At 58.1% G+C, this 12060-nt stretch carries 12 protein-coding genes, 1 pseudogene and 1 riboswitch; of the genes and pseudogenes, 7 read left to right on the forward strand and 6 right to left on the reverse strand.

Features of this window, described 5'->3' with window-relative positions; all coding sequences use genetic code 11:
- The first annotated feature begins 432 nt into the window (after positions 1-432).
- Positions 433-2022, forward strand: coding sequence for a bifunctional phosphoribosylaminoimidazolecarboxamide formyltransferase/IMP cyclohydrolase (gene purH / locus FHC48_RS11440; protein ID WP_059364627.1), 1590 nt, complete (start codon positions 433-435; stop codon positions 2020-2022).
- A gap of 15 nt (positions 2023-2037) precedes the next feature.
- The gene (purD, locus tag FHC48_RS11445; protein WP_008503470.1) at positions 2038-3330 is read left to right on the forward strand and encodes a phosphoribosylamine--glycine ligase; all 1293 of its coding nucleotides are present in this window, start codon (positions 2038-2040) and stop codon (positions 3328-3330) included.
- A 90-nt stretch (positions 3331-3420) separates the two neighbouring features.
- On the opposite strand, the pseudogene FHC48_RS11450 reads toward purD, so the two are convergent.
- The 6 genes and pseudogenes from FHC48_RS11450 to nudC all read right to left on the reverse strand — a co-directional run bounded on the left by FHC48_RS11450 (position 3421) and on the right by nudC (position 7773).
- A pseudogene (locus FHC48_RS11450) lies at positions 3421-4113 on the reverse strand (DUF1481 domain-containing protein).
- A gap of 11 nt (positions 4114-4124) precedes the next feature.
- Positions 4125-4397, reverse strand: a complete 273-nt coding sequence (gene hupA / locus FHC48_RS11455; protein ID WP_002445246.1) for a nucleoid-associated protein HU-alpha — start codon at positions 4395-4397, stop codon at positions 4125-4127.
- 186 nt (positions 4398-4583) lie between these two features.
- Positions 4584-5174: a YjaG family protein gene (locus tag FHC48_RS11460; RefSeq protein ID WP_008503468.1), complete on the reverse strand. Its 591-nt coding sequence runs from the start codon at positions 5172-5174 to the stop codon at positions 4584-4586.
- A 41-nt stretch (positions 5175-5215) separates the two neighbouring features.
- Entirely contained in the window at positions 5216-5887 is a 672-nt protein-coding gene (gene nfi, locus FHC48_RS11465) for a deoxyribonuclease V (RefSeq protein ID WP_059360277.1), read from the reverse strand.
- 9 nt (positions 5888-5896) lie between these two features.
- Entirely contained in the window at positions 5897-6961 is a 1065-nt protein-coding gene (gene hemE, locus FHC48_RS11470; RefSeq protein WP_008503466.1) for a uroporphyrinogen decarboxylase, read from the reverse strand.
- Between the two features lie 38 nt (positions 6962-6999).
- On the reverse strand, positions 7000-7773 hold the full coding sequence (gene nudC, locus FHC48_RS11475; RefSeq protein WP_059364629.1) for an NAD(+) diphosphatase: 774 nt from the start codon (positions 7771-7773) through the stop codon (positions 7000-7002).
- 95 nt (positions 7774-7868) lie between these two features.
- On the opposite strand from nudC, the gene FHC48_RS11480 reads away from it, so the two are divergent.
- The 5 genes from FHC48_RS11480 (at position 7869) to thiS (ending at position 12059) form a co-directional block, all read left to right on the forward strand.
- A complete protein-coding gene (locus FHC48_RS11480) occupies positions 7869-8354 on the forward strand; it encodes an Rsd/AlgQ family anti-sigma factor (RefSeq protein ID WP_008503464.1) in 486 nt (161 codons plus the stop codon).
- A gap of 54 nt (positions 8355-8408) precedes the next feature.
- Positions 8409-8517: riboswitch (TPP riboswitch) on the forward strand.
- Between the two features lie 79 nt (positions 8518-8596).
- Positions 8597-10492, forward strand: coding sequence for a phosphomethylpyrimidine synthase ThiC (thiC, locus tag FHC48_RS11485; RefSeq protein ID WP_059364631.1), 1896 nt, complete (start codon positions 8597-8599; stop codon positions 10490-10492).
- On the forward strand, positions 10492-11127 hold the full coding sequence (thiE, locus tag FHC48_RS11490; RefSeq protein WP_021242961.1) for a thiamine phosphate synthase: 636 nt from the start codon (positions 10492-10494) through the stop codon (positions 11125-11127). The genes thiC and thiE overlap by 1 nt, the downstream gene beginning before the upstream one ends.
- Positions 11120-11875 (forward strand): HesA/MoeB/ThiF family protein, encoded by a 756-nt coding sequence (locus FHC48_RS11495; protein WP_008503461.1) that lies wholly within the window; start codon positions 11120-11122, stop codon positions 11873-11875. The genes thiE and FHC48_RS11495 overlap by 8 nt, the downstream gene beginning before the upstream one ends.
- Entirely contained in the window at positions 11859-12059 is a 201-nt protein-coding gene (thiS, locus tag FHC48_RS11500; protein ID WP_021242959.1) for a sulfur carrier protein ThiS, read from the forward strand. Before FHC48_RS11495 ends, thiS begins: the two co-directional genes overlap by 17 nt.
- The last annotated feature ends 1 nt before the right edge of the window (position 12060 follow it).

Here is a 12060-nt window from a genome sequence, read left to right on the forward strand (position 1 = left end):
AAATTGTTAAAGAGCAGTGCAACGCGGCTTTCGCTCACCGTTGCGAGGTGGCGTATATTACGCTTTCCTCTTTCAGAGTCAACCCGTTATTTCAGGATTTTTTCTCTTCAACCGACCGGGCTGTTTGTGAAGTGATTCACATCCGCCGTGTCGATGGAGGCGCATTATAGGGAGTTCTCCGCAGGCCGCAACCGCTAAATGACAGAAAAATGACTGACTGCTGCATTCCACAGCAAAACCCCGCCTTATACCTTTTTACACACAGACTTATCCACAATGATACGAAAAAGTGAAAATGTGCGAGCGTTGCGCAAACGTTTTCGTTAAAATGCTCGCGCTTTACAAGGATGCCTCGTCAGGTGTGTTAGATGAGTTTTTCACAGGAAAATTCATCTAACGCTCTCTGTAATCGTGAAATCCAGGGGATTTACCATGCAACAACGTCGTCCAGTCCGCCGCGCTCTGCTCAGTGTTTCTGATAAAGCCGGTATCGTCGAATTCGCTCAGGCACTTTCTGCACGCGGTGTAGAACTGCTTTCCACAGGTGGAACCGCTCGCCTGTTAGCAGATAAAGGTCTGCCGGTAACCGAAGTGTCCGATTACACCGGTTTCCCGGAAATGATGGATGGACGCGTCAAAACCCTGCACCCGAAAGTCCACGGCGGCATTCTGGGTCGTCGCGGTCAGGATGATGCCATTATGGAGCAGCATGATATCGCGCCAATTGATATGGTTGTCGTTAACCTTTATCCGTTCGCCCAGACCGTGGCGCGTGAAGGCTGCTCTCTGGAAGATGCCGTAGAGAATATTGATATTGGTGGCCCGACCATGGTGCGCTCTGCGGCCAAGAACCATAAAGATGTCGCCATCGTGGTAAAGAGCAGCGATTACAGCGCCATTATTAATGAGATGGACGCCAACGAAGGGTCGCTGACCCTGGAAACGCGTTTCGACCTCGCCATCAAAGCCTTCGAGCACACCGCGGCGTACGACAGCATGATCGCCAACTACTTCGGTAGTCTGGTGCCGGCTTACCACGGTGAAAGCAAAGATCCTTCAGGCCGCTTCCCGCGCACCCTGAATCTGAACTTCATTAAGAAGCAGGATATGCGCTACGGCGAGAACAGCCACCAGCAGGCGGCCTTCTATATAGAAGAAGAGGTAAAAGAAGCCTCAGTTGCGACTGCCCAGCAGGTGCAAGGCAAAGCGCTCTCCTATAACAACATTGCCGATACAGACGCCGCGCTGGAATGCGTGAAAGAATTCAGCGAGCCGGCCTGCGTTATCGTCAAGCATGCGAACCCATGTGGCGTTGCCGTGAGCACCTCAATCCTTGATGCCTACGATCGCGCCTACAAAACCGACCCGACCTCCGCGTTCGGCGGCATTATCGCCTTCAACCGCGAGCTGGATGCTGAAACGGCTCAGGCCATCATCTCCCGCCAGTTCGTTGAAGTGATCATCGCGCCATCGGCCTCCGAAGAAGCGCTGAAAATCACCGCGGCAAAACAGAACGTGCGCGTACTGGTTTGCGGCCAGTGGGCAGAACGCGTGCCGGGCCAGGACTTCAAGCGCGTGAACGGCGGCCTGCTGGTTCAGGACCGCGATCTGGGGATGGTGACAGAAGCCGACCTGCGCGTGGTGACCAAACGTCAGCCGACCGAACAGGAGCTGCGTGACGCGCTGTTCTGCTGGAAAGTGGCGAAGTTTGTGAAATCCAACGCCATCGTCTACGCGAAAGAGAACATGACCATCGGGATAGGCGCAGGCCAGATGAGCCGCGTTTACTCGGCGAAAATCGCGGGTATTAAAGCAGGCGATGAAGGTCTGGAAGTCAAAGGCTCCGCCATGGCCTCTGACGCCTTCTTCCCGTTCCGTGACGGCATCGATGCCGCAGCCGCTGTCGGCATCACCTGCGTGATCCAGCCTGGCGGTTCAATCCGCGATGACGAAGTGATTGCCGCTGCCGACGAACACGGCATTGCGATGATCTTCACCGACATGCGTCACTTCCGCCATTAATTCCCGGAGCAGAAAATGAAAGTATTAGTGATTGGTAACGGCGGACGCGAGCACGCGCTGGCGTGGAAAGCGGCCCAGTCTCCGCTGGTTAAAACGGTCTTCGTGGCACCGGGCAACGCCGGTACCGCACTGGAACCCGCGCTGCAGAACGTGGCTATCGGCGTGACCGACATTCCGGCGCTGTTAAGCTTTGCTCAGCAGGAGAAAATCGACCTGACCATCGTCGGCCCTGAAGCGCCGCTGGTGATTGGCGTGGTGGATGCGTTCCGCGCAGCGGGCCTGAAAATCTTTGGCCCAACGGAAGGCGCCGCGCAGCTGGAAGGCTCCAAGGCCTTCACCAAAGATTTCCTCGCGCGTCATAACATCCCGACGGCGGAATATCAGAATTTCACTGAAGTGGAGCCTGCTCTGGCCTGGTTACGTGAGAAGGGCGCGCCGATTGTTATCAAGGCCGACGGTCTGGCCGCGGGTAAAGGCGTGATCGTCGCGATGACGCTCGAAGAAGCCGAAGCCGCGGTTCAGGATATGCTGGCAGGTAACGCCTTTGGCGATGCGGGCCACCGCATCGTGATTGAAGAGTTCCTCGACGGTGAAGAGGCGAGCTTTATCGTCATGGTCGACGGCGAGCACGTTCTGCCGATGGCCACCAGCCAGGATCACAAGCGTGTGGGCAATGGCGACACGGGGCCTAATACCGGCGGGATGGGCGCTTACTCCCCTGCGCCGGTCGTGACTGACGACGTCCACCAGCGCACCATGGATCGCATCATCTGGCCTACCGTGAAGGGAATGGCGGCAGAAGGCAATACCTACACCGGTTTCCTTTATGCAGGCCTGATGATCGACAAGCAGGGTAACCCTAAGGTCATCGAATTCAACTGCCGCTTTGGCGATCCGGAAACCCAGCCCATCATGCTGCGCATGAAATCCGATCTGGTGGAGCTGTGCCTGGCTGCCTGCGATGGCAAGCTGGACGAGAAAACCTCCGAGTGGGACGAGCGTGCGTCTCTCGGCGTGGTGATTGCTGCGGGGGGTTATCCGGGCAACTACAGCACCGGTGATGAGATCCACGGTCTGCCGCTGGAAGAGATTGACGGTGCGAAGGTGTTCCACGCCGGTACGAAGCTGGCTGAGGACGATCGCGTTCTGACCAACGGCGGACGCGTGCTGTGTGCGACCGCGCTGGGCCATACCGTGGCAGAAGCACAGAAGCGCGCCTATGCGCTGATGGCGGATATTCACTGGAACGGTAGCTTTAGCCGTCAGGATATCGGCTATCGCGCGATTGCGCGTGAGCAGGGGGAGTAATTCCTCCTCGCCCTCACCCTCTCCCACAGGGAGAGGGAATCGTTCGTAGGCCGGATAAGCGTTAGCGCCATCCGGCTTAATCCACAGAACTCAAAAACTCTTCTCTGTCGGCTGCCAGGTGCAGAAATCTTCGTTCGCCACCAATAGCAATTGAGAGCCTTCCGGCGCCTCAAGCCACGCCACACTCACGTCCATTGATGAATGACGCTGACGGCGTTGAATGTGTTCGGTCGCCTAGGATTCAAGCTCAGGCTTCACCGTTTGCCCTTCGCAGGTGGTTACCGTTCCATCGTTATGCCAGCGCCCCTGGCGCAGCACAACGCGTCCCAGACGAAGCGCATCGCTGGTCTGGCGGATTTGTTCGGCACGGTAACGGTAGAGGGCGATTTGGTCGCTGGAAAGCTGCTGTTTTTGACCGCTGACTTCACGCTGCATAAAGCTCAGCTCGCCATGGTCGTCAAAACGCACTTTCACGTGTTCGGGGGTCTTGCTGTAGACGTTCAGCTCAATCAGCGAGAGGTCATCTCCCTGCCAGCGATATTCTGCCGTCGACGTATTGCCGCTATGCCACGGGCTGAAGGCAGATAACAGATGAACTTCATTGCCGGAATCTTTACGCCAGATCCTGACCGCGCCCTGGTTGTCAGCGTAGCCGCTGGCGGTAAACGGCGGCAGAGTGGTGTCGTGACTACAGGCTGACAGCAGCAGCGCACCTGCCAGCGCGAGCGTTCCGCGCCAGAAAGACAAAAGGGGCGTTGCCGCCCCTTCGCTAAAACTGTTCACTGCCACGCGTCTTACTTAACAGCGTCTTTCAGTGCTTTACCAGAAACAAATGCCGGCACGTTAGCTGCGGCGATTTTGATTTCTTTACCGGTCTGCGGGTTGCGGCCAGTACGCTCAGCGCGGTGGTTCACTTTGAAGGTACCGAAACCAACCAGTTGTACAGCATCGCCTTCTTTCAGAGACTCAGTAATAGCAGCCAGGGTAGATTCCAGAGCAGCTTTAGCCTGCACTTTAGACAGATCAGCCTTGTCCGCAATTACATCAATCAGTTGAGTCTTGTTCATAAGTTATCCTTTCAATGTGTTTATCGCTTGCTAAGCATCGAGTGCGACGAAAATGCCAAAAAAGCACTCTCCTGCATACACGCACCGATAGCCACTTTTTTTCGCCCCCCAAATGTAGACCAGACAAGGGTCGAAAGGGAAGAGTCGAGGAGCGACAAAACGGGCGTTATCTCAAGTTTTCTTATCTCATTGGTTAAAAATTATACCAATATTACTCTCACCGGCCTCACGTAAGTCCGCGCGCAGCCCTTTGATCAGCTCAATGTCGCGTTCTTCACACTCTGCCAGCAGGCGGAAAATCTCCCACTGGATATCCCATTCTTGCTCAACGGCCGGGTTCGCACGCAGCTCTTCGTCGGTCATCTCGCGGCCTTCCTGGGTCATTTCCAGCATCGCCACGGTGGTGATAGAGGCCTTACTGACTTCGATAGCGTGCTCCAGCGTCTCACCGCTCAGGCGGGAGTGGAGCAATTCGCTTAACGCCACACAGGCATCAATTGCCGGGTAGACGCCGTACAGGTCAAAATCATCCGCCACCGGGATCGCCTCTTCCAGCTTTTCGAGCTGAGAGTCGAAATTCACCTTCGCGTCTTTCACCGTCAGCGTTTCCCAGATCAGATCCAGAATGCGGCGGTAGATATGGCCATCACCAAAGCCGGTCTGCTTGCAGAACGCGGCATAGTTGGGATACATGCGCTCGCACAGGCAAGCCATAAAGGTGACGTGCTGCCAGCTTTCCAGCTTTTCAAGGCGCAGGTGAATCGGGTTTTGTAGCATGATGATCTCTCGAATCGAAAATTAGGCGCAGTTTACCTGAATCATCGCTGAATTTCCTGCCAACGAACAAAAGCCGGACGCGAAGAGGCCACCGCGTCAGCCCAGCGCGTTGGCTCCGGTAAGCGGTAGCCCTTCATGCAGCGCTGTACCCACGCCAGGGCGCTGTCCATACTCACCCGATGGCCGGTGGCGATGAACAGCGGATTACAGCGTGCCTTGCTGCGCCAGACCCACGCCAGCTGCTCGCCTTTATGGATAAGCGGCGCCAGCGCACCCGGCTCGGCTGAAAGAGGTTCAAAGGTGCCGCAGAGGCGTTTCTTGGCGACACCGATGGTCGGCACATCCACCAGCAGCCCAAAGTGGCTGGCAACGCCTAAACGGCGCGGGTGTGAGATACCGTGCCCATCGACAAAAAGCAGGTCAGGTTTTTGCGAAAGCTGCTCCCACGCTGCCAGCAGCGCGGGATATTCGCGGAAGGAGAGAAAGCCCGGAATGTACGGCATGGTGGTGGCAATACGCGCGACCTTGTACTCCACCAGCTCGAGCGAAGGGTATTTCAGGACCACCATCGCCGCTCGCGTCACGTCCCCACCCTGCTCAAACCCGACGTCGGCTCCGCCAATGTACTGCGGAGGATCCTTATCCAGACGATCCTCGCGGATCACCGATGAGGCCAGTTCGATTTGTTGAGCGCGTAGCGACGCGAGATCCATAACGACTCCTTACTTGTGATACTGGGCAGAAAGCCGATGCACCGCCTCCACAAATACGCCTGCGTGCTCTGGCGGTACATCCTGATGAATACCGTGGCCGAGGTTAAAGACGTGGCCTTCCCCCTGGCCGAAACCAGACAGTATAGTCGACACTTCTTCTTCAATGCGGGCAGGCGGCGCATAGAGCATGGACGGGTCCATATTGCCCTGAAGCGCCACTTTGTCGCCCACGCGGCGGCGGGCATCAGCGATATCGGTGGTCCAGTCGAGACCCAGGGCGTCGCAGCCGGTTGCCGCCATGGCTTCCAGCCACTGACCGCCACCTTTGGTGAACAGCGTCACCGGCACGCGGCGGCCTTCGTTTTCGCGCAGCAGGCCGTCAACGATTTTATGCATGTAATACAGGGAGAACTGTTGATAATCACGCCCGGTCAGCACGCCGCCCCAGGTATCGAAAATCATCACCGACTGCGCACCGGCTTTAATCTGCGCGTTGAGATAGAGCGTGACGCTCTTCGCGAGCTTGTCAAGCAGCGCATGCAGAGCCAGCGGCTCGGCGTACATCATCTTTTTAATCAGGGTGAAGGCTTTGCTGCTGCCCCCCTCCACCATATAGGTTGCCAGCGTCCACGGGCTGCCGGAGAAGCCAATCAGCGGCACCTCACCTTTCAGCTCGCGGCGAATGGTGCGCACGGCGTTCATCACGTAGCCCAGCTCGCCTTCCGGATCGGGGATCGGCAGCTTGTCCACGTCGGCTTTGCTTCTGATCGGAGAGGTAAAACGCGGGCCTTCACCGGTTTCGAAGTACAGGCCAAGGCCCATCGCATCCGGAATGGTCAGAATATCCGAGAAGAGGATCGCAGCATCCAGCGGGAAGCGGCGCAGCGGCTGGAGCGTCACTTCACAGGCCAGCTCGGCGTTTTTGCACAGCGACATAAAATCGCCCGCCTGCGCGCGCGTGGCTTTGTACTCTGGCAGATAGCGTCCCGCCTGGCGCATCATCCACACCGGGGTGACATCAACGGGCTGGCGCAGCAGCGCACGCAGATAACGATCGTTCTTCAGTTCGGTCATTTTTGCAGTTCCTTAAGCGTCATGGCCTCAGTGTAACACTACTCATACTCGGCCCGACACATCGCTACGGTATCTTCTATCAGCCGACGCGCCACGGTACCCGGTGGGGGGAGCAGCGGTAGATCGTCATAGCGATACCAGTTCGCATCCAGCAGCTCTTTCTGATCGATAACGATCTCGCCGCTGTCATAGTCGGCCATAAAGGCCGTCATCAGCGACTGCGGGAACGGCCACGGCTGGGAGGTGACGTAGCGCAAGTTCTTCACTTTGATCCCGCTCTCTTCCATCACCTCGCGCGCCACTGCCTGCTCCAGCGTTTCGCCCACCTCGACGAACCCGGCCAGCACGGTATGAATGCCGTTGCGATGGCGGGTATGCTGTGCAAGCAAAATAGAGTCATCCCGACGGATAGCGACGATAATGCACGGCGCAATTTGTGGGTAATAACGTTCGCGGCAGTGGCTGCAGAGCATCGCCCACTCGGTTTTACTCGGGTGCATGGTATGGCCGCAATAGCCGCAGTATTTGTGTGAGCGGTAAAACTCCGCCAGCTGGACGCCCCGCCCCGCCAGCTGGAACAGGCCTACGTCCAGATCCAACACCTGGCGAACGGATCCCATATCCTGACGACGCGCTTGTTGGATCAACCACACGGGTTCACCCTGCCACTCGCCGATCTTCAGCGCAGGCTGGCCCTCGAGATCAAACGTTTCCGCCGCACCGTAGGGCAGCTCTCCACCGGGCAACCATAATTTTTGTTCGTGACTGACGATCCACCAACCCAGATCTGATTTTTCAATAATACGATCCATATCTATTGCACTACCTTCGCTTCACTGACATGTTGTTAGCATTGTGGTTACATTCTGGATGAGCAGATTCAATCCTACACTTTGCGGAGTCGACCATGTTAAACCAGCTAGAAAGCCTGACTGAGCGCGTTAGAGGAAGTAACAAACTGGTGGATCGCTGGCTACATGTGCGCAAGCATCTACTCGTGGCTTATTACAATCTGGTCGGTCTTAAGCCTGGCAAAGAATCGTTTATGCGGCTGAATGAAAAAGCGCTGGATGATTTTTGTCAGAGCCTGGTCGACTATCTGTCCGACGGCCATTTCAATATTTATGAACGCATTATCCGCGAAATGGAAGGGACAACGCCGTATTTAGCGGCCAGCAAACTTTGTCCGCTGCTGGAAGCCAACACCCAGCAGATCATGGATTACTACGATTCCACGCTTGAGAACGCCATCGATCACGATAACTATCTTGAGTTCCAGCAGGCGCTTTCCGACCTTGGCGAAGCGCTGGAAGAGCGATTCACGCTGGAAGATAAGCTGATTAGCCTCGTCCTGGACGCCAGCCCCGAAGATAACATCGCGCGCCCGGCTTGAGTTCTTAATCGTTAACGAGTAATTTACAACCATTCGCCCCTCTCACGAGGGGGATTTATCTTGTCGGAGTGCCCAGAGCGAAAGCCGGGCTGAGACCGTTAATTCGGGATCCGCGGAACCTGATCAGGCTAATACCTGCGAAGGGAACAAGAGTCACACTGCTGTTGTATCGCCCCCCGGGCGATCCTCTCTTGCTTCATCCGTCGTCTGACAAGCCATATCCTTCACTTTTGGAATGAGCTATGTCTACTGCAAAACTGACCCGCCGCGAACAGCGTGCACAGGCCCAACACTTCATCGACACCCTGGAAGGCACCGCTTTCCCGAACTCGAAACGCATCTACATTTCCGGCTCGCAGGCCGATATCCGCGTCCCGATGCGTGAAATCCAGCTCAGCCCGACGCTTATCGGCGGCAGCAAAGAGAATCCGCAGTATGAAGACAACGAAGCCGTGCCGGTGTATGACACCTCCGGCCCGTACGGCGATCCTGATGTTGCTATTAACGTCCAGCAGGGTCTGGCAAAGCTGCGCCAGCCGTGGATAGAGGCGCGTAACGACTGCGAAGAACTGAGCGTACGCAGTTCTGCATACACCAAAGAACGCCTGGCCGACGACGGTCTGGACGCGCTGCGCTTTACCGGCCTGCTGACGCCAAAACGCGCCAGAGCGGGCAAATGCGTGACGCAGCTGCACTACGCCCGCCAGGGGATCGTCACGCCGGAGATGGAGTTCATCGCCATCCGCGAGAACATGGGCCGCGAGCGTATCCGCAGCGAAGTGCTGCGCTACCAGCACCCGGGCGAAGGCTTTGGCGCACGCCTGCCGGAGAACATCACGCCGGAATTTGTGCGTGGCGAAGTGGCCGCAGGCCGCGCGATCATCCCCGCCAACATTAACCACCCGGAATCCGAGCCGATGATTATCGGCCGCAACTTCCTGGTGAAGGTCAACGCTAACATCGGTAACTCGGCCGTCACCTCCTCCATCGAAGAAGAGGTTGAAAAGCTTGTCTGGTCAACGCGCTGGGGCGCGGACACGGTAATGGATCTCTCCACCGGCCGCTATATTCACGAAACCCGCGAATGGATCCTGCGTAACAGCCCGGTTCCGATTGGCACCGTCCCGATTTATCAGGCGCTGGAGAAGGTCAACGGCATCGCCGAAAACCTTACCTGGGAAGCGTTCCGCGACACGCTGCTGGAGCAGGCGGAACAGGGCGTGGACTACTTCACCATTCACGCGGGCGTGCTGCTGCGCTACGTGCCGATGACCGCGAAGCGTCTGACCGGCATCGTCTCGCGCGGCGGTTCGATCATGGCGAAGTGGTGCCTCTCCCATCACCAGGAGAACTTCCTTTACGAACACTTCCGCGAGATCTGCGAAATCTGCGCCGCTTACGATGTCTCTCTGTCGCTGGGCGACGGCCTGCGCCCGGGCTCCATCCGCGACGCTAACGACGAAGCACAGTTTGCCGAGCTGCACACGCTGGGCGAGCTGACCAAAATCGCCTGGGAGTATGACGTGCAGGTGATGATTGAAGGCCCGGGCCACGTGCCGATGCAGATGATCCGCCGCAACATGACCGAAGAGCTGGAGCACTGCCACGAAGCGCCGTTCTACACGCTGGGGCCACTGACCACCGACATCGCGCCGGGCTATGACCACTTCACGTCAGGCATTGGCGCGGCGATGATCGGCTGGTTCGGCTGCGCCATGCTCTGCTACGTGACGCCGAAAGAGCACCTCGGCCTGCCTAACAAAGAGGACGTGAAGCAGGGGCTGATCACCTACAAAATTGCCGCCCACGCGGCGGATCTGGCCAAAGGCCACCCGGGCGCGCAAATCCGTGATAACGCCATGTCGAAGGCGCGCTTTGAATTCCGCTGGGAAGACCAGTTCAACCTGGCGCTGGATCCGTTCACCGCCCGCGCCTACCACGACGAAACCCTGCCGCAGGAATCGGGCAAAGTCGCGCACTTCTGCTCCATGTGTGGGCCGAAGTTCTGCTCGATGAAGATCAGCCAGGAGGTGCGCGACTACGCCGCCGCGCAAACCATTGAAGTGGGTATGGCGGACATGTCCGAAGCCTTCCGCGCCAAAGGCGGCGAAATCTACCTCAAAAAAGAGGAGGCGTAATGTACCAGCCCGATTTCCCACCCGTTCCCTACCGTTTAGGGCTCTATCCGGTGGTGGACAGCGTGGCGTGGATAGCGCGCCTGCTGGAGGCAGGCGTTCGCACCCTCCAGCTGCGCATCAAGGATAAACGCGATGAGGAGGTGGAAGCCGATGTGGTTGCCGCCATTGCGCTGGGGCGTCGGTATAACGCCCGCCTGTTTATCAATGACTACTGGCGGCTGGCCGTTAAGCACCGGGCGTACGGCGTGCATCTGGGTCAGGAGGACCTGGAAACAACGGATCTGAGCGCAATCCGTGACGCCGGGTTACGTCTTGGCGTGTCAACACACGATGACATGGAGATCGACGTGGCCCTGGCGGCCCGTCCCTCTTACATCGCGCTCGGTCACGTCTTCCCGACGCAAACCAAGCAGATGCCCTCCGCTCCGCAGGGTCTGACGCAACTGGCGGGTCACGTTAAACGCCTTGCCGACTACCCCACCGTCGCCATCGGCGGAATCAGCCTGGAACGCGCCCCGGCAGTGCTGGAGACCGGCGTGGGCAGCATCGCCGTCGTCAGCGCCATCACCCAGGCCGCAGACTGGCAGGCCGCCACCGAACAGCTGTTACAGCTGGCAGGAGCAGGCGATGAATGATCGCGACTTTATGCGCTACAGCCGTCAGATCCTGCTGGAGGATATCGCCATCGACGGGCAGCAAAAACTGCTCGCCAGCCGGGTGCTGATTGTTGGCCTGGGGGGATTAGGCGCACCCGCCGCGCTCTATCTGGCAGGCGCGGGTATCGGCACGCTGGTGCTGGCCGACGACGACGAGGTCCACCTCAGCAACCTGCAGCGACAAATCCTCTTTACCACCGAGGATATCAACCAGCCGAAAGCGCAGATCACCCGGCAGCGGCTGCATCAGCTTAACCCGGATATCGAACTGATTGCCCTACAGGAGCGGCTTGGCGGTGAAAGCCTGCACCGTGAAGTCGCCCTTGCCGACGTGGTGCTGGACTGTACCGACAACATGGCGACGCGCCAGGCGATCAACGCCGCCTGCGTGGCAAATCATACGCCGCTTATCACCGCCAGCGCGGTGGGGTTCGGCGGGCAAATGATGGTTCTGACGCCACCGTGGACGCAGGGCTGCTATCGCTGCCTGTGGCCGGACGATGCCGAGCCGACGCGCAACTGCCGTACGGCGGGCATTCTGGGTCCGGTGGTCGGCGTGATGGGCACGATGCAGGCGCTGGAGGCCATCAAGCTGCTCAGCGGCATGGAGACGGAACGCAATACGCTGCGGCTGTTTGATGCCCGCTCCAGCGGCTGGCGTCATCTGGCGCTGCATCGCGCCAGCCACTGCCCGGTGTGCGGAGGCCGCGATGCGCATTCTGTTTAACGATGAGCCGATGAGCTGCGACGACGGGCTCACCGTTGCCGCACTGCTCGACAAGCTGCGTCAGCTCAAGCCGGGAACGGCGCTGGCGCTCAATCAACAGATCCTGCCGCGCGAGCAGTGGGAACATCAGCAGGTCAATGAAGGCGACCAGATCCTGCTGTTTCAGGTTATCGCAGGGGGCTGAG

Origin of the sequence: Enterobacter sp. EC_50, assembly GCF_019584525.1 — a bacterium.
GTDB lineage: Bacteria > Pseudomonadota > Gammaproteobacteria > Enterobacterales > Enterobacteriaceae > Enterobacter > Enterobacter roggenkampii.